This is a genomic window from Absiella sp. AM09-50 (assembly GCF_003433845.1).
Lineage (GTDB): Bacteria > Bacillota_I > Bacilli_A > Erysipelotrichales > Erysipelotrichaceae > Hoskinsella > Hoskinsella hominis.
The window spans coordinates 416-19,308 of the sequence record NZ_QVFI01000020.1; the positions used below are offsets into that span (position 1 = coordinate 416).

20 protein-coding genes are annotated in these 18,893 nt (G+C 35.2%); 4 read left to right on the forward strand and 16 right to left on the reverse strand.

Going from position 1 to position 18,893, the window contains the following annotated elements; translation table 11 throughout:
* Positions 1–244: 244 nt before the first annotated feature.
* The 4 genes from DW114_RS15015 to DW114_RS15030 form a co-directional block, all read right to left on the reverse strand.
* Entirely contained in the window at positions 245–1,696 is a 1,452-nt protein-coding gene (locus tag DW114_RS15015; protein ID WP_117454558.1) for a glycoside hydrolase family 1 protein, read from the reverse strand.
* A gap of 115 nt (positions 1,697–1,811) precedes the next feature.
* Positions 1,812–3,017 (reverse strand): ABC transporter permease, encoded by a 1,206-nt coding sequence (locus DW114_RS15020; protein WP_117454559.1) that lies wholly within the window; start codon positions 3,015–3,017, stop codon positions 1,812–1,814.
* Positions 3,018–4,151: an ABC transporter permease gene (locus tag DW114_RS15025; protein ID WP_158552297.1), complete on the reverse strand. Its 1,134-nt coding sequence runs from the start codon at positions 4,149–4,151 to the stop codon at positions 3,018–3,020. It abuts the gene before it with no gap.
* An 11-nt stretch (positions 4,152–4,162) separates the two neighbouring features.
* Positions 4,163–5,095 carry an ABC transporter ATP-binding protein gene (locus DW114_RS15030; RefSeq protein ID WP_117454561.1) on the reverse strand — a complete coding sequence of 311 codons (933 nt, stop codon included), beginning with the start codon at positions 5,093–5,095 and terminating at the stop codon, positions 4,163–4,165.
* Positions 5,096–5,256: 161 nt separating this feature from the next.
* Between DW114_RS15030 and DW114_RS15035 the strand changes: the two genes are divergently transcribed.
* Both DW114_RS15035 and DW114_RS15040 read left to right on the forward strand, forming a co-directional pair.
* Positions 5,257–6,315 carry a sensor histidine kinase gene (locus DW114_RS15035; RefSeq protein ID WP_117454562.1) on the forward strand — a complete coding sequence of 353 codons (1,059 nt, stop codon included), beginning with the start codon at positions 5,257–5,259 and terminating at the stop codon, positions 6,313–6,315.
* A complete protein-coding gene (locus tag DW114_RS15040) occupies positions 6,312–6,929 on the forward strand; it encodes a response regulator transcription factor (protein ID WP_117454563.1) in 618 nt (205 codons plus the stop codon). Before DW114_RS15035 ends, DW114_RS15040 begins: the two co-directional genes overlap by 4 nt.
* Positions 6,930–6,948: 19 nt before the next feature.
* Here the strand turns inward: DW114_RS15040 and DW114_RS15045 are convergent, their stop codons facing one another.
* The 11 genes from DW114_RS15045 to DW114_RS15095 all read right to left on the reverse strand — a co-directional run bounded on the left by DW114_RS15045 (position 6,949) and on the right by DW114_RS15095 (position 16,615).
* On the reverse strand, positions 6,949–8,580 hold the full coding sequence (locus tag DW114_RS15045; RefSeq protein WP_117454564.1) for an AAA family ATPase: 1,632 nt from the start codon (positions 8,578–8,580) through the stop codon (positions 6,949–6,951).
* A 352-nt stretch (positions 8,581–8,932) separates the two neighbouring features.
* Positions 8,933–9,271 (reverse strand): 30S ribosome-binding factor RbfA, encoded by a 339-nt coding sequence (gene rbfA / locus DW114_RS15050; RefSeq protein WP_117454565.1) that lies wholly within the window; start codon positions 9,269–9,271, stop codon positions 8,933–8,935.
* Between the two features lie 14 nt (positions 9,272–9,285).
* Complete coding sequence (gene infB / locus DW114_RS15055; protein ID WP_117454566.1) at positions 9,286–11,139, reverse strand: translation initiation factor IF-2; 1,854 nt, start codon at positions 11,137–11,139, stop codon at positions 9,286–9,288.
* A gap of 8 nt (positions 11,140–11,147) precedes the next feature.
* Positions 11,148–11,435 (reverse strand): L7Ae/L30e/S12e/Gadd45 family ribosomal protein, encoded by a 288-nt coding sequence (locus tag DW114_RS15060; RefSeq protein WP_117454567.1) that lies wholly within the window; start codon positions 11,433–11,435, stop codon positions 11,148–11,150.
* Positions 11,428–11,688, reverse strand: coding sequence for an RNase P modulator RnpM (gene rnpM, locus DW114_RS15065; protein ID WP_117454568.1), 261 nt, complete (start codon positions 11,686–11,688; stop codon positions 11,428–11,430). The genes DW114_RS15060 and rnpM overlap by 8 nt, the downstream gene beginning before the upstream one ends.
* Positions 11,689–11,711: 23 nt before the next feature.
* Positions 11,712–13,397 carry a transcription termination factor NusA gene (gene nusA / locus DW114_RS15070; RefSeq protein WP_117454569.1) on the reverse strand — a complete coding sequence of 562 codons (1,686 nt, stop codon included), beginning with the start codon at positions 13,395–13,397 and terminating at the stop codon, positions 11,712–11,714.
* Between the two features lie 16 nt (positions 13,398–13,413).
* On the reverse strand, positions 13,414–13,881 hold the full coding sequence (rimP, locus tag DW114_RS15075; RefSeq protein WP_117454570.1) for a ribosome maturation factor RimP: 468 nt from the start codon (positions 13,879–13,881) through the stop codon (positions 13,414–13,416).
* 195 nt (positions 13,882–14,076) lie between these two features.
* Entirely contained in the window at positions 14,077–14,682 is a 606-nt protein-coding gene (locus DW114_RS15080; protein WP_117454571.1) for a hypothetical protein, read from the reverse strand.
* A gap of 152 nt (positions 14,683–14,834) precedes the next feature.
* Complete coding sequence (rpmF, locus tag DW114_RS15085; RefSeq protein WP_117454572.1) at positions 14,835–15,005, reverse strand: 50S ribosomal protein L32; 171 nt, start codon at positions 15,003–15,005, stop codon at positions 14,835–14,837.
* A gap of 15 nt (positions 15,006–15,020) precedes the next feature.
* Complete coding sequence (locus DW114_RS15090) at positions 15,021–15,530, reverse strand: YceD family protein (protein ID WP_117454573.1); 510 nt, start codon at positions 15,528–15,530, stop codon at positions 15,021–15,023.
* 155 nt (positions 15,531–15,685) lie between these two features.
* Positions 15,686–16,615, reverse strand: a complete 930-nt coding sequence (locus DW114_RS15095; RefSeq protein ID WP_117454574.1) for an alpha/beta fold hydrolase — start codon at positions 16,613–16,615, stop codon at positions 15,686–15,688.
* A gap of 99 nt (positions 16,616–16,714) precedes the next feature.
* Between DW114_RS15095 and DW114_RS15100 the strand changes: the two genes are divergently transcribed.
* Together DW114_RS15100 and DW114_RS15105 are read left to right on the forward strand one after the other, a co-directional pair.
* The gene (locus DW114_RS15100) at positions 16,715–17,791 is read left to right on the forward strand and encodes a nucleotidyltransferase family protein (RefSeq protein ID WP_117454575.1); all 1,077 of its coding nucleotides are present in this window, start codon (positions 16,715–16,717) and stop codon (positions 17,789–17,791) included.
* A complete protein-coding gene (locus tag DW114_RS15105) occupies positions 17,788–18,360 on the forward strand; it encodes a YdcF family protein (protein ID WP_117454576.1) in 573 nt (190 codons plus the stop codon). The genes DW114_RS15100 and DW114_RS15105 overlap by 4 nt, the downstream gene beginning before the upstream one ends.
* Before the next feature lie 24 nt (positions 18,361–18,384).
* Here the strand turns inward: DW114_RS15105 and DW114_RS15110 are convergent, their stop codons facing one another.
* The gene (locus DW114_RS15110) at positions 18,385–18,885 is read right to left on the reverse strand and encodes a helix-turn-helix domain-containing protein (protein WP_117454632.1); all 501 of its coding nucleotides are present in this window, start codon (positions 18,883–18,885) and stop codon (positions 18,385–18,387) included.
* Positions 18,886–18,893: the final 8 nt, after the last annotated feature.

Here is an 18,893-nt window from a genome sequence, read left to right on the forward strand (position 1 = left end):
ACAAAAAAAGCCGATTTTCATCAGAAAACCGACTATATATTATCCTATACATTATGAAACATATAATTGTAGAGATACATCTATGACTCCCATGTAACGTTTATTATAATACTACATTTGTGGTCTTTTATCAACCAAAATATTACATTATTCTATTCATTTTTAGACCGATAAGATATTCTTATGATGTAAGCGGTTTAAAATAGTGCAAAAAGAAAAGGTCTGTAATTAGACCTTTTACGTGTTATAAATCTTTCCCATTGGTTTTTATGACATTTTGATACCAATAGAAGCTGTCTTTCTTATAGCGGTTCAATTTAGCGGTTGTATCATCTTCTTCACGATCAACATAGACAAAGCCATAACGTTTTTGATATCCGTTTAACCAGCTCAACAAGTCTGTAAATGACCATGTGCAATATGCCCATACATCACAGCCATCATCAATTGCTTTCTTTAATTCTTTTAGATGTGCTTCTAAGAATGCAATACGATATGGATCATGGATGACATTGTCTTCTTCTAATTTATCAAAAGCACCTAATCCATTCTCACTGATGACGATTGGTAAATCATAACGTGATGTGATATCTCGACAACACATACGAATACCCATTGGATCAATTGTCCAGTCCCAATCTGTTTTCTCCAGATATGGGTTAGATGGTTTCTTGTATAATCCAGGAATGCCTTCTTCTTTGGCAGTTCCCTTTTTTCCTGTCGTGTTGACTTCGGTACTCATACCAACACCATCGATTGGGTTATATTCTATAGCTGCTGTTTGATAATAGTTTACTCCCATAAAATCGATCAGTGCTGCGGCCTGCTTCATGATTTTTTGATCCTCAGCTTCCATTTGGATATGGATACCATTACTTTCTAAATAACGAATGGCTGCTTTTGGATAACGGCCATATGCATACACATCCATCCAGAAATAGTTCTGTAAATCATCATAATCTGCTTTTGCCATTGCGTTAATTGGTTTACAATCCCATGCATAGCCTGGTGTATACGCAAAGCTTGCGCCTACATGTGCATCTGGATAGCGTTTCTTTAATTCTAGTACACTGTATGCATGTGCCATATTCGCATGGTGGTTTACCTGATAAAACATCTTCTGGTCCATGACTTTTCCAGGAGGATGCATACCTGTTAACCAGCCTAAGGATGTAAATACGTTTTGTTCATTCATCGTGATCCAGTAGTGTACACGATCTCCAAAGTGCTCAAACAGGGTTGTTGCATAACGAACGTAATCTTTTACAATCTGACGATTTTCCCATCCCCCATATTGATCCTGTAATGCCTGTGGCATATCCCAATGATATACAGTAACCATTGGTTCAATACCATATTTGATACATTCATCAATGATGGCATCATAAAATGCCAAGCCTTTTTCATTCACTTCTCCATTTCCATCAGGTATGATTCTTGTCCATGCGATGGAGAAACGATAGGTCTTTAAGCCTGCTTCTGCCATTAAGGCAATATCTTCTTTAAAACGATGATAATGATCTACCGCAAGATCACCGGTGGTAGCCTTAAAGGTTTTGCCTGGAATCCTTACAAATTGATCCCAGTTACTGACACCTTTTCCATCTTCACTTGCGGCCCCTTCTATCTGATAAGCAGCACTTGCACTGCCCCATAAGAAGGTTTCAGGAAAACCATTACTTTCTTTAAAATACATGATGTAACTCCTCCTTTTTCCTCTTAACGAAATGATAGCATTTTCATTTGGTGCTTTTCAAGTAGGTTATGCATTTTTCTATAAATTATACAAAAAAGAAGCAGTTGCCTGCCTCTTATGCCTGTTCTCCTGCACTGATAAATGCTTCCTGGGTTTTACGATTTCGCATGATCAATAATGCAATCATAAAGCATGCGATTAAGAATAATACTTCTATTCCCATATAGGATAATATATCATAAAACTGTTGTCCATTAAAATCGTTTAAGTTTGCCAAGGTATCATTTGTTTTTACATACCAGTAGGTCGGGATAAAATGTGAAATCGTCAATATGGACTCACTAATCAACGATTGTGGCACAAACGCCCCACCTAAGAATGCACTGCCTAAAGATACGATATTGGTAAGTCCATTTAATGCCTGTCCAACATGTGCTTTATTTGACAACAAACAGCTGAACAAGAAACCAACGCTGACACATAGCATACCATAGATATACAGATTCAATCCATAAAAGAACCCTTGTAAAGTCCACATATCACTATTTGGCAGAAACATGATCACAACCATAAAGACTGCCCATAGTGCACTGCCAAATAAGATGTTCGCAACAAATAATGAGAAGTTTCGCTTGTTGCTGCTGATGGGTGATACCAGATCTCTTTTTTGAAGATTTGATTTAAAGATTGTTGTCATAATCAGACCAACACTCAACATGGTTAAAGCCATAAAGATATAGGATGCATAATTAAAGAAGCCGCTGCGAAGTGTTTGAGATATATTCAATTCTTCATTAGAACGCATGGAGATATCTAACTTGGTATCCACACTTTGTCTGGCTTTTTCATTTAGTTGTGATACTTTTAAAGCAGGATCACTTTCATGATAGATGTGCATGGTGGATAGATAGGATTCTATTTTCATTTCCAGCATGCTTGCATTTACTTCATCTGGTCTGGATGTACAAGCGATATTGGTATCTTTACCTGCTAATAAATTATCTTCAAAACCTTTCGGTACTTCTACGATAAAAGACACAAAGCCATAAAACAAAGCATCTTCATGATCTTTTTTTGTATCACCTACATCTTTGATTTCTGCGATATCCTGCATATAGCTCTTTAAAGCATTGCTGGCTTCACTTTGATCATGATCTACCCATACGATATCCGGCTCAACTTCCTGAAATATCGTTGTTTGTTTACTATCTCCCAGAAAACTTGCATAGATGAAAAATACAGTAATAAAGATAGAAAAATAAATCATCAAAGGCTTTCTACAAGATTTTACCAGTTTCCAATATAATTTTAAATGACTCATTTATCTCGCCTCCAGACTTTGATAACTCTTTTTGCGTATCAAGAAGAAACTTATGCTGTAACATACAATGATCAAAATGATAAGGGAAAAAACATTTGTATAGAAGCGCTCATCAATTCCATAGTAATAGATACTATATAATCCATCAGTAATCATTGCGACTGGATTGATATAATTCACAAATGGAATATATAACTGTACTAGATATTTGATTTGTACCATCATCATACCCGAAAGAAAACTGCCCAGCATCGTAATAGAAGTCAATAATCCATCTTTAAATCCAAGTGTCTGAGTAGTTGCACATCCAATCAAAGTTCCTAAGGCATTGCCACTTAAACATCCTGCCAAAAGGATTGCTAATATCGCAAATACATGTTCTCCAAATGCGATATCCAAAACACCTGCCATATAAGAATACACGATTAGGATAAATACCATTTCAAACACCATACATAACAGAAAATCTGTAAATAGATATTGTATCTTATGAATCGGTGTCATTGCCAAACGGGCTGCCCTGCTGGATTGATTGGCTTGTATATCATAGATGGCATACATAGACCATTGTCCACCAAATAAGCAGACCATCGCTAGTACTGTATAGAAGAATACAGAACTTAAATCGTGATCTTCAATATCATTTTGTGTAATATAATTTTGTGTCTGATGAAATAAATTCATGATTTCATCAACACTTTTTCCCTGCATCATCAAATCCTTTACAACCTCTGCTTTTTGCTCGTATTCGGTAAAGAAAGATTTAATGATCGTTGTATTGATATTATTTTTATTGACTTCGATTTTTATACTTTCTCCATCAGAAATCACACCATCCACTTTTTTATCATCCAGCAATTGTTTTGCTTCATTTTCTGAAACGATCTGCAAATCAAACATTGATTTATCGTTCATCTGTACAGAAGACAACGTATTTTTTAATGTTTCATCCTTTTGATAATATGCTGAATCCACAACTGCCAAAGAAATGGTTTTAAATTCATCGGGATCATACGCACCCCTTAATACACTGGCGAATAAGGTCGTTAGGATCAAAGGAAATGCCAATGTCCAAAACATCAGTGATTTATTTTTTATCATGCAAAGAAATCGATATTTCATAAGAGATAACATTTCCATCACCTCTAATCACGTAGCTGTTTTCCGGTTATTTCAAGGAAAACATCATTCAGGGTTGGTAATTGGGAATAGACTTTTCCAAAGCTGATTTCATGTCCGGATAGATAATCCAGCAGATTCATTAGATTATGCTTGCCTTCCATAAACTTCACCTGTAAATTATGTGCGTTGTATTGTACAGCAAATACGTTTGCGATTTCTTTGATTTCAGATAACTGTTGTTCATTTAATTCAATTTGTTCAATATCTATGCGTTCTTTTAATGTAATACTTGCTTTTAGCTGCTCATTGCTGCCTTCTGCGATGACTCTTCCTTTATCCATAATGATGATACGACTACAGATTTCTTCTACTTCTTCCATATAGTGTGATGTATAGATAATGGTCGCTCCTGCATCATTTAATTTACGGATACCTTCCAGAATAGAATTACGACTTTGTGGGTCTACGGCGACAGTTGGTTCATCCATAAAAATTAATTTCGGCTGATGTGCAATACCACATGCAATATTTAATCGTCTAAGTAACCCTCCACTTAGCTTGCCAGGGCGAAATTTACGGAAGTCTTGTAAAGACACAAAATCAATGGCTTCCTCTACTAATTGTTTACGTCGTGCTTTATCTTTTACATACAACCCACAAAAATAATCAATATTTTCATATACCGTTAATTCATAAAATACCGCGACTTCCTGGGGAACGATGCCAATCATTCGCTTGCTTTCTATTGCATCTGGATGCATGGGTTTATCAAATAACTGGATTTCCCCTTTATCATATTTTAATAAAGACAACATACAGTTGATAGCTGTTGTTTTCCCGCTGCCATTTGGTCCTAACAGTCCTATGATTTCCCCTTCTTCTACTTCCATATGGAAATGATCTAATGCAATCACATCTTTATATCGTTTGACAAGATTGTTTATTTTAATAATCATGTTGATCTCCTCACTTTCTGATTCCAGTATACAGGATAATCTGGATATATCATAGTGAAGGAAAGCATGAGTTGAGATGACAAATGTCACAAAATCTTCATGCAGATTGTCTGTATTATGAAAACATGATAAACTAATAGCAAGTGATAGGAGGTGGGCCCATGAATGAAATTATTAATTTAATCATCTTGTTTTTTTATGGTTTCATCTTTATGTATATGGATAACCTGCAATTATATTCTATACTGCCACTACTTTGTGCCATCATCTTATGTAGTATTGGTTTGTTGTATCCTAAATATAAAAAATTATTGCTTTTATATTTGATCATAAGTTTTATCTTTCCAGACTTTATATATTTTGTGCCCTGTACTTTCTATTTATGGATCAAAGATCGTAAGCTACATCCAGATGAAATTTTATTTCTCATTCCTTATCTTATATCCTATTCAAAAATACATCATATCTTCCTCTTAGCATGTGCCTTATGTTTATCTTATATTTTAAAGGTCCGCTATATTGAAAATGAAGAATTAAAGAAAAGCTATTTGAAACAGCGTGATGCGACAAAGGAATTGGCAAATTTGATTGAAGAAAAGAATAAAAATTTATTATTAGCCCAAGAGCAGGATATTCATATCGCTATATTAAATGAACGAAATCGTATTGCCAGAGAGATCCATGATCATGTTGGACATTTATTAAGCAGCTCCCTCTTACAGATTGGCGCATTACAGGCAATCAATCAACAAGACAATATGAAAGCTCCTTTACAAGATTTAAGAAGCACAATATCACAGGGCATGGATAATGTCAGAAACAGTGTACATGATTTACATGATGATGCATTGGATTTACATATCGTTCTACAAAAGCTTTGTGAAGAGTACACCTTTTGTAAGATACAGTTAGAATATGATATCGTACATCCATTTGGCAATACCATGTATTATCATATCTTAGCCATTATCAAAGAAGCCTTACACAACATTACAAGACACAGCAATGCCAATATGGTATCCTTAACATTAAGGGAACAGCCTGCTTTTTATCAGTTGATCATTCACGATAATGGCACAGATATTTATATCAAAAAAGAAGGAATCGGCCTTCAAAACATGAAAGATCGCGTAGATCAGATGCATGGCTTTTTCAACATTTTAACAGATGATGGATTTCAAATATTTATCACGATACCAAAGGAGGATAAAACAGTATGAATGTATTAATTGTAGATGATGATAAGCTGGTGTGCAGCTCATTAAAAACGATATTAGAGGCCAAAGGTGTCACAATCGTTGGTACTGGAAATAATGGACAGGAAGCTATCGCTTTATATGATGAGTTTTTACCAGATGTATTATTGATGGATATTCGTATGGAAGGGATGAATGGTGTAGATGCCAGTGAAACAATACTAAAACAGCATCCTGAAGCAAAAATATTATTTCTGACAACTTTCAGTGATGATGAATATATTGTAAAAGCCTTAAGCCTGGGTGTCAAAGGCTATATACTGAAACAAAATTTTGATAGTATTATTCCTGCGCTTGACGCAGTATTCTCTGGTCAAAATGTATTTAATACAGAAATCATTAGTAAACTTCCTTCCCTGCTGGCGAAGAAAAGCGATGCGTCTTTTACTTATGATTTAAGCGAACGAGAACTAACCATTATTGAACTTGTCGCAAAAGGACTTAATAATAAAGAGCTGGCAGATACGTTGTTTCTTAGTGAAGGAACGATTCGCAATTATCTGAGTACATTATTAAATAAATTAGATTTGCGTGATCGTACACAATTAGCAATTTTCTACTATCAGCATTTACAGTAAAGGAAGCCATGGCTTCCTTTTATCTGATTTGAAATATTATTTCTGCTTGTTTACCTCTTTGTCCGATTCCAACATATATAACCTCACCATTTAATTCTGTCGCATAATTTAAATCTATTATTTGTTGTATTGCTTCTTGTGCTAAAGTTTTCAAGCACTTATCCTTTTCTTTTGTATATTTAAATTCAAGAATATAGTTTGGAAAAGATATGTTTTTACTTTCTAAAAGAATATCATATCTTCCTAGTCCAGCTTCACGATTAGAATTAATCTTATAACTATTGTATAAATAAGCACAAAGACCAAGAAATAACATATGGCAACTATTTTCATCAATAAAATCATGATATGATGAAGTTTCCATGATATATGTTTGATAATATACTCTTATCTCATCGAAATTTTTCATCTTAAATGCTGTTTCTAATCCAAATAAAATTTGATTATCTATATGTAGATAATGTGCAGTAATATCTTTAAAATCTTCTCTTACTTCTTCATTAGGTATTTTAACTTTATAAGTATCCCGATCAATTGTTTTAATAATTGTTAGATAACCACTATTTATTAAAAGTGCCCAAAGTGTTGCATCTTTTATATCTTCATAATATGATGTACTCAAATCTGCATTTACTATAGTTTCTCCGTTCGCAATTAATTCATTATATTTCATTGAGAATATCGTACTACAACAACCTAATGCCTTTTTTACCATAACATTATTACTACTATTTTTCCAATAGGTATCTAATTTTTTTTCACTAGCATAATTAGAGATAGACCATGGGTTATATATTTCAATTCCACCTATACGATATCCATCATATAAATCCTTTACTTCTTTTGTAAAATCTAATCCAAAATACTCCAAAAACATTTTTGCTTCATTTTCCAGCAATCCGAAATATATTGCATATTTTTCATGATTCACTCCATAAACAGACAGATTATTTAAACCACTAAAAATATTTTCTTTGGCAATTCTTTGAATTCCAGTCAACATAGCCTTTTTTAAATAATCATTTCCTTTTAATGAAGTTATCAAAATAGCTGCTAACCCACTATGAACTTCATCATAATAACCGTGATTATGAGCTTCAATAAATGGTGTATCATATTCATCAATTAATAGAATAACTTTTTTTCCATAATATTCATATAAAAATTGACATAGTAGTTGTAAACAATCATTGATATCTGTTAATTCCATATTGTTTTGATTTTTTAAGCCTTGCCATACCAATTTATATTCTTCTTTTGTATTATTTGATAAATGTTCATATATAAAATCAAAACGTTTATATTCATCAAACAAGGCCTTTTTTAATAATTTAATGGCATCTTCTTTCTCACCTTTTGCATTTTTAAAACTCACAAAAATAACAGGATATTGATTTATCTCATTTGCACATGCTGTTTGCATGATTTTCTTATCTTCAAATAAAGATTTAGTGTTTTTCGTGATATCTAAAAAACTAGCAAGCATAGACATATTTAATGTTTTTCCAAAACGCCTTGGTCTTGTAACTAAAGCCACTTTTGCATCACTATTTAAAAATTCTTGAATAAACAATGTTTTGTCAATGAAAAAGTGATTTTCTTCTATTAATGTTTGAAAATTATCTTCACCTAAACCAACTGTTTTTCTCATAAACTTACCACCTCTTTACGCATTATATCACAATTCATATACAGTTTTCTATTGCTATTATTTTATTTTCTATTTATGTTAGTGAACTACTCCCTGCTTTATAGCTGTGGGCTTCTGGCTTATCCATTATTTGTATAAGCTAGAATTTTTTTGTATCTGTATCTGAAACATTTTTACATAAGATACACATAACTGGTACGTTCACTGTACCTCTAAAGTCATATTTAGACTGTAATCAGATATTTTCATTTCCAAAATATAATCCTTTAACATCTCATCTCTTTCATTTGTAATAATCTTATTTGCTCATGCAATTATAAAAAAACGCATAGCTATTGCCATGCATTTTTCATTACTTATTCATCTCATACAAAATCTTCTCGATTTTATTTCCTCTTTCCAAAGAATCATCAATCTTGAATTGCAGTTCAGGAACTTTTCGCAAAGTCATACGTTTCGCAAGATTCGTACGAATAAATCCTTTACTACGCTCCAATGCTTTCATACCAGCTTCTTCTCTTGCTTTTTGTCCAAGGAAAGAAACATATATTTTTGCGATAGATAAATCATTTGTGACGGTAACATCTGTAATGGTAATAAAACCGATTTTTGGATCTTTTAATTCAAATTGAATAATTTCACTGACTTCCTTTTGGATAATGCCAGCTACTTTTTCTGCTTTTAATGTCATATTATCACCTAATGTTATTCTGGATCAACCTGCTGGTCTTCATACGCTTCAATGATATCTCCAACTTTGATATCGTTGAAGTTTTCAATTGTCAAACCACATTCAAATCCACTGTTTACTTCTTTTGCGTCATTCTGGAAACGTTTTAAAGAACCAAGTTTACCAGTGTAAATAACAACACCTTCACGTATTAAACGTACACCACATTCTTTCTTTAAGCTTCCATCAGTAACCATACAACCTGCAATGGTACCGACTTTAGAAACTTTATAGATTTGACGTACTTCTGCCTGTCCGATAACGACTTCTTCATATACAGGAGCAAGCATACCTTTCATGGCACTTTCCATTTCTTCCAATGCTTTATATATAATGTTATGCAGACGAATTTCTACGCCTTCTTCTTCAGCTTTTTTACGAATATTCGCACTTGGACGTACATTAAATCCATAGATTACTGCATTAGATGCACTCGCAAGCATAATATCAGATTCTGTGATAGCTCCGGCAGTTGAACGAATAACGTTTACCTTAACACCCTGTACATCAATTTTTTCCATACTTGCACGTACGGCTTCTGCACTACCCTGTACATCCGCTTTGATAATGATGTTTACTTCCTGGATATCACCTTGTTCGATCTGACGGCTTAAGTCTTCCAAAGACATTGCACTGGAAGAATTACGTTCCTGATCAATACGTTTTGTTAATCTTGTTTCCGCAATCTGACGGGCTTTCTTTTCAGAGTCAAATGCTTTGAAAATATCACCTGCGATAGGTACATCATTTAAACCAATAATTTCAACTGGTGTTGATGGAAGTGCTGTTTTAATTTCACGTCCACGATCATCTGTCATCTTACGTACACGACCAAATGCTGTACCAACAACGATGGCATCACCTGTGTGTAATGTACCACTTTGTACAAGCAATGTTGTTACCGGACCTCTACCTTTATCAAGTTTCGCTTCAATTACAGTACCTGTTGCTAATTTGTTTGGATTTGCACGGAAGTTATATACTTCAGATACAACCAATACAGTTTCCAATAAATCACTTACACCTGTACCAAACTTCGCACTGATATCCGCATAAATTGTATCTCCGCCCCATTCTTCAGGCATCAATCCAAGTTCACTCATTTCAGATACGATACGTTCTCTGTTTGCTGCTGGTTTATCAATTTTATTAACAGCAACGATAACAGGAACACCTGCTGCTTTGGCATGGTCAACTGCTTCTTTTGTCTGAGGCATTACACCATCATCAGCCGCAACAACGATAATTACAAGGTCAGTAACCTGTGCACCACGCGCACGCATTGCTGTAAATGCTTCATGTCCTGGTGTATCTAAGAATGTAACTTTTTTACCTTTGACATTTACCTGATAAGCACCAATATGCTGTGTAATACCACCAAATTCACCTTCTGTAACATGTGTTTTACGAATGGTATCCAATAATGTTGTTTTACCATGGTCAACATGTCCCATAATTGTTACAACTGGTGGACGTTCTACCAATAAAGATTCATCTTCTTCCACGTTATTGATCATTTCTTCAAAATCACTTTCTTCAATAACGATTTCTTTATGGCATTCTACATTCCATTCCATACATACAAGTTCGATGGTTTCATCATCTAATGTAGAGTTGATGGTAACCATGGTTCCCATCATAAACAATAATTTAATAATCTCGCTGGCGTTGCGATTCAATTTTTCCGCAAGTTCTCCAACACTCAGAGGTCCACTATAAGTGATTTCCTTTACTTCAATACGTTCTTTCTTTGGAGCAAAGTTATTGTTCTTTCCTCTGTTATTGTTGTTCTTTCTGTTTCCGTTTCCTTTTTTCTGTTGTCTTGCCATAGTATCACCTAGCCTTTCAAGCAAGTATGAAGCTGCTGCGCTAAGCCTTTATCCAAAATAGCGACTGCTTTACGATTTCCCATCAATTCCGCAAATTCAACTGCATCCATGAAGGAATATGGAACACCATAGTATTCACATTTATTCAACAGCTTATTCTTTGTATTTTCCCCGATATCCTCTGCCAGAACGATCAACTTGATTTCATTTTTAGGAAACTTCTTAAAAATGATTTCCCCAGTCGCTGTTTTTCTGGCACGCTGCGCGATTCCTAAGTATCCGCTGGCATTACTCATGAGAGAACATGCCTTTCAATGTTTCATAGATTTCATCAGGAATTTCACATTCCAGTGATCTAGCCAAAGATTTCTTTTTTTTCGCTATTTCTACTGCTTCTACGCTTCTTTTCAAATATGCGCCACGTCCGTTTTTCTTTCCGGTTTCATCTATTTCAACGACACCTTCAGGTGTACGAACGATACGTATCAATTCTTTTTTCGGGAGACTTTCAAGGGTTGCTACACATTTACGCATAGGAATCTTTTTCATAAGTATGCTCCTTTCTCTATGAATTACTTATCGTAGTATTCATCGTATTCATCAAAATCGATATCATCATGAATCCAGTCGTTTTCTTCTTCTTCCATCTGTTCACGCTCGATTTCCGCAAGTTCTTCTTCAGAATAAATTGGTTTCATTCCATAATCTTTCTTGTTTAAATCGAAAGTAGCCTTACGACGTGGTTCTTCTTTTTCTTCATATTTCTTATATTTTGGTTTTGCTGCAACTGCTGGTTCTTGTTTCGTTTTTGCATCTGCAAGCTCTTCAAATTTAGATTTGTATTCTTGTTTTTCTTTTACATTTAAACCTTCTAAACGCTGTTTTTCTTTTGCAATACGTGCAGCCTTTTCTAATTCTGTTTCTTCTTTTTCTTCTTCTGGTTCCACATATTCATCCATGATTTCTGCAGTATCTTCATCCATCACGATATCAGCTTTTTCTGGTTCCACTGTAGCTTCTACAGTATCATCGATTTCTTCTTCGATTTCATCTGCTGCAACATCAAACTGTACACCTGCTTCATCGATATCCACAGCATCCTGTTCTTTGCTTTCTTCAAACATTTCCTGTTGTGCAGCTGCTTTTTCTTCCGCCTGACGAGCCAAGAATTCTTCTCTTTGTTTGATTGCGATATTCTTCCAGTCAATACCCATTGCATCTACATCACTCTGTGCTTTGATATCAATCTTGCTGCCAGTTAATTTTACTGCAAGACGGGCATTCTTACCACGTTTACCAATGGCAAGTGATAATTGATTATCTGGAACAACAACCAATAATCCACCTTTCTTTTCTTCACTTGGAATAACAGCTAATACTTCAGCTGGAGATAATGCATTTTTGATCAATTCACTAACATCTTCGCTCCATTCAAAGATATCAATTTTTTCACCATGTAACTCATCAATGATGACCTGTACACGCTGTCCTCTAGGCCCAATGCATGCGCCAATTGGATCAATGTTTTCATTGTGTGAATACACTGCCATCTTTGTTCGTTCTCCGGCTTCACGTGCAATTGCCTTTATTTCAATAATACCCTGATAGATCTCAGGAACTTCTTTTTCAAACAAACGTTTTACTAAAGTCGCATCGGCACGAGAAACTAATACCTGTGCTCCTTTGGTTTCCTTATTTACTTCTATAATGACGACACGGATCATCTGTCCTTCTTTATAGCGCTCATTTGGAATTTGTTGGTTCTTTGGCATCAATGCCAATGTTTTTCCAATATTTACAACACAGAATTTTTCTTCGACAGATTCGATAGTACCAAATACCATTTCATCAACTTTATCACAATATTCTTCATAAACAACTAATTTTTCAGCTTCACGGATTTTTTGTTTCATAACGTTCTTCGCTAAAATAACAGCTGCTCTACCTAAATTAGCGATACTTACTTCTGTTTCTACTAAATCACCAAGTTCAAATGCCTGATTGACTTTTTTAGCATCTTCTAAAGAGATTTCTAATTCATCATCTTCCACTGTTTCTACAACTGCTCTTTGCTGATAAACCTTAATATCTCCTGATTTTTCGTTAACATCTACACGTACCAATGCATCAGGAATTTCTATGTGTTTACGGTATGCTTTTGACAATGCTTCCTGTAATGCTTCAATAACGATTTCTTTTGATAATTTGCGATCACTTTCAATTGCCTGCATGGCAGCCATAAAATCTTTTAACTTCATTTTTTTGCTTTCCTTTCTAAATTTTTACAGATAAACGAATCAATGAAATGTTATCCAGTTCGATTGATACTTTTCGTTTCACAGCTTTATCCATATATTCAATCAGCACTTCGTTTTCTTCCATAGATTTCAGATAACCTTTTACCTCATCCATGCCAGCCTTTGGATTTCTCAGTTTTACATAAACGTACTCTCCAATCGCTGCTTTGATTTGTGCTTCATCCTTTAATTCACGTTCTGCGCCAGGTGAACATACCTCCAGGAAGTATTCTGCGGATATCAGATCAGCTTCATCCAGACATTCAGAAATCTTTTCAGACATGTCTGCACAAGTATCAATATCCATGCTGCCATCATTTCGCATAATTGCGATCTGTAAGATACGCATGTTTCCTTCGTTATGCCACAGCACTTCATATAGTTGGATTTCTTCTTTTTCAAGAATCGGCGCTACAAGCTCTTTGATCTTTTGAATCTGGTCCATCATGTTACCTCCTTTACAAACATAATGAAGGAGTGGGCATGACCCACTCCGTTTGAAGTATCTGTAGATAATATACCACGGTTATGAAAAAACTTCAAGATTTTTTCATAAATTGCCGATATTTTTAGACTATATTTCCTTTTCTAATCCTGATTATGTCAAATCATGCATGAATCTAGGACTTTATCACTATTTCTATGACACAAACGGCTGTAATCCTGTATGAGGCTGATTAAGCACTTCATCAAAAATAATCTGGTCAAAATCAAGTACCAGAGTTTCTTTTTGATGGTCTTGATAAGCTATTTCTATTTTCAAATGCTTCATCCTTTTCTCTATCGTTGGTTCATCATTCATGACATCCATACAGATATCATATTGAAATGCTGTATAATCTTCTATATTTTCCATAGCAGGATAGGAAACATTTTGAAAAATCTCATTGCTTTGTGACAAGGTTATCATACCGATTTTGGTATCATTCATATAGGGCAAAACAGATGCATCAGGTGAAAAATATATATCGCCAAATCTTTTTACCTTTGTAGAAGATGGCGCAATAATGATTTGATATACATAAACATCATATCCTGATGTTTTACGATAAAGCTTAGCTGCCTTTAACAGCTTTGCCTGAAATGCATCACCTTGTGTTTCTGCTAATGCTTCCGCATAGAAATACTGTTTCATTGATGTAGATAATTTTCCTGTATCCACATGGATCCTTGTGTAAGTTTCTTCCTTTTTTTGACAACTGCTCATCAAACATAACATACAAATCAAAATCATCATTTTCTTCATAAGTCTTTTCCCCTTTTATATCTTTTATTATATAAAGAAGATATCACATTAACAAGCATGGAAATGTATGACTTTTGTATCACCCTAACACAAAAAACATACACTGCATATCAAAAAAGGGTAGAAAAAAACCAGATTGCTCTGGTCCCTTACTATTTTTCAACGATTGTTTTTCCGTTGTACTCACCACATGAACACATTTTGTGTGGTTGTTTGTATTCACCGCACACTGGACATTTCACCAATGTAGGTGCAGCTAATTTATAGTGAGTTCTACGTTTTGCTTTTCTTGTTTTTGAATTTCTTCTCTGTTGTACAGCCATGTTAGCACCTCCTACTTAATCTTCCAATTTGAATTCTTTCAACTTTGCTAAACGAGGATCGATTTCATCCTTTTTGGACAATTCATAGTCTTCCTCTTTGACAACTTCCCAACCGTCACCTTTAGGATACTGTTTTAATCCCTTTTTGACAACCTTTAAAGGAACCTCCATCAGTATCAATTGAAAGATCACCGGTAATAACTCTACGACATCACCTTTAACTTCGTGTACATCTTCATCATTTGTTTTATCAAAAGAGAACACTTCTAAAGATTTTGTATGGAAATCATATTCTACATCCTCTAAGGTTATAGAACACGGTACTATCATCACTCCACTGATATCCAGATCTGCAAATACCCGATCACTTTCTGTATCGTAATGAATATTTCCTGATACCGTAACATCTTGTAATCCCCTGATCTGATGCATTTTCGCAAATACTGTCGGATCAAATGAAATCGTATCATCTAGTTCAATGGTACCATTTGGTGCCTGTAACAGTTCAGCTTTGCTCCATTTCAAAAGAATCACCTCGTTGTCTGACCTACCCTATTATAAGGAAAATCTTGCATAAAGTCAACTAATTTCGCATATACATAGGCTAGCTTATATATTAAATCACAAAAATAAGGTAAATGAAAGACTTTTTTTCATTTTTTTCAAGAATTTCTTATCATTTACTGTTTGCGTACCAGTTCATAGAATGCCAAAACATCTTCATAGACTTCTTCTTTGATATCTTCATTCAATATCTCATGACGTTTTCCTTCAAATAATCGTGCGCTCACATTTGTATAGCCACGCTCTTTCATAAAACCGGCAGCTTGTTTAAATTTCGTTTCATTTCCAATACATGGGTCCTCACTGCCTGCGATAAAGCGGATTGGTAAATCTTTATGTTTCATTGCCCAGCCATTTGCATCGTATACATCCATCATGATCGTAAACAGATTTTCAAAGCCGTTTAATGTAAAGATAAATCCACATAATGGATCTTCATCATATGCCTTTACCACGTTTTGATCACTACACAGCCATACGTTTTCACTGCCATCTTCTGAAAAAGCTTTATTATTAGAACCAAAGGCCATCTTTTGAATCAGTGGACTGCGATAGTGCTCGCCTTTTATCTTTTCCATCGCTTTCACAAGCAGTTTGCCAGCCTTCGCTGCCTTATTTTCACTTGGAGAGCCACAAACCACAAGTGCGTCAATATCATCATCGTATCGTTTACAATAACAGCGTACCAGTAAAGAACCCATGCTGTGTCCAAACAGGAAGAATGGAGCATCTGGATATTGTGTTTTTAAAAGCTTGGTGAGCTGATGAATATCTTCAATTAAATAATCCCCTGTTTTATCATGAAAATAACCCAAATCATCTTTAGAAGCTATACTTTTTCCATGACCACGATGATCATGCATCACACATACATAGCCATGTTGTGCTAAAAACTGCATGAATGGCAGGTAGCGTTCTTTATGCTCCGCCATCCCATGTACCATCTGAATCACACCAACAATCGGTGTATCCGGTACAACTTTTACAGCTGAGATGATTAGTTGATCCTGTTCGCTTGGAAATGTAAATCCTTGTATCTTTGCCATAGAGAATCCTCCTTTTGTTTCATTGTATCATAATTGTAAAAGTTATGATATAATTTCGGGTAGTGTGGTACCCTATTTTAGACGAACAGGAGAAATTGTATGAAAGTTACAGGTATTGTTAGTGAATATAATCCTTTCCATTATGGACATCAATATCATATCCATAAGACAAGAGAACTTACTCAATGTGATGTGCTCATCAATGTAATGAGTGGACATTTTGTGCAAAGAGGAGAAGCATCCCTTGCTTATAAGTGGGATCGTGCACGCAAAGGGATTGAAGAAGGTTGTGATATCGTTATCGAACTTCCTTATATCTATGCGACGCAGAGTGCGGATGGTTTTGCCTATGGTGCGATTCGTTCTTTACAACTGGCAGGTGTTGATCATATCGTGTTTGGCAGTGAAAGCAATGATCTGGATGCATTAAAACAGATGGCAGAAATCACCCCAGCATATGATCCCAGTAAATCTTTTGCGCAAAGCACACAGATGCAAAGCAATGATATATTAGGTGTTGCCTATATGAAAGCGTTAAAGGATACAAACATCACACCATTATGTATCAAGCGTACAAATGGGTATCATGATCTTGCAGTCAAAGGCAATATCGCAAGTGCTACAGGAATCAGACAGCGGTTTCTTCAAAAAGAAGATGTAAGCTTTTTAACCCCGTTATCAGAAGCATTACACGCATGCTTTGCGATGGAGCATTATTATCCTTATTTACAGATGTTGTTATTCACACAGGCAAAACAACATTTAGAAAGCATTTTCTTAATGGAAGAAGGTCTGGAAAACCGTATGATTACATGTGCAAAACAATGTACAACGATGAAATCTTTCGTGGATGCCTGTATCTCAAAACGATATACCCGAAGCAGAATACAGCGAACAATTCTTCAGATATTGACCCAGACAACAAAGCAAGAAGTAAAACAGCTGTCGGATTTACAACATATTCGTATATTGGCAATGAATGAAACCGGCCGTGCCTATATAAAACAATTGAAGAAAACAGAAGTCATAATTGCCAGTCGTTTTAATCAGATTCCAAAAGCGTATCGAGAAATGGATTTAAGGGCAGCATCTGCGTATGCTATTCCTTTGTCTAGTGAAGAACGTTTAAGCTTCATAAAAAAAGAACTACAGTCTTTTATACAGGTGGGCTTATGATGTGGTTATATATCTTCATTGTATTGCTTGTTTTACAGTTACCTATCTTATATTTCTTTCCAACACCGCCAAAAATGAAAAAGGGTGTGATCTATGATGTATGCATCGTGTTAGGCTGTCCAACCAAAGATGATGGCAGTATTTCCCGTATGCAGAAAAGCCGTATGGATAAAGCAATTGCCTTATATCAGGAAGGAAATGTAAAGCGCTTATTGATCAGTGGTGCTGGTGTACGCAATCATTTTGTGGAAGCAGATGTGATGGCAGATTATGCACGCAGCTGTGGAGTACATGCATCTGATATTCTAAAAGAAAAGAATGCACGTAATACATATGATAATCTTCGATATGCGAAGATGTTGTGTAAGGCGCATGGCTATCAGCACATCGTGGTCGTATCCAGTTGTTTCCATATACGAAGAAGCAGTTTCTTTGTGCGCAAGTTCTTTAATGAATTTGCGATGTGTCCAACGGATGGGAAAGAAAAAATAAAGCATTATATTTCAGAGTATTTCCGTATGTGGAATACCTTGTATTTTGAAATCAAATTAAAGATAAAAAACAGGTGACACATTGATACGTGTTACCTGTTTTTATAGTATTCCCTGTTTCCATAAATATAAGCCAATGACACCACCAATCCCTGCGCCAATCACACGAACACAAAGCTTTGTTCGATCAATGGATGCTAGCTTGTTTTTTAGTTGGGTGATGTTTATAGCCATCGGTTTATGATGGGGATATTTTATCAAATAGAAGCCAGCGATAGGTATCATGGCGCCACCTATCAAGCCTCGTATAAAGCCTCCATCTAATACAAACTGGATGGCTGCGCCAATGAAAGAGCCACAAGCAATGATATCTGCTTCACGCAATGTTTTGTGTGTATGAAGATCTGATTCCTCTTTCAGCAAAGTATCAATAGAAACATCAAAAAGCCTTGAGATGGCAATGATGTTATTGATATCCGGCATGCCATTGTTTCCTTCCCATTTTGCGATTGCCTGTCTGGATACATGTAATACTTGTGCCAGTTCTTCTTGAGAATAGCCTTTTTGAGAACGTAATGTTTTTAACTTTTCTGCAAATGTCATTTTTATCA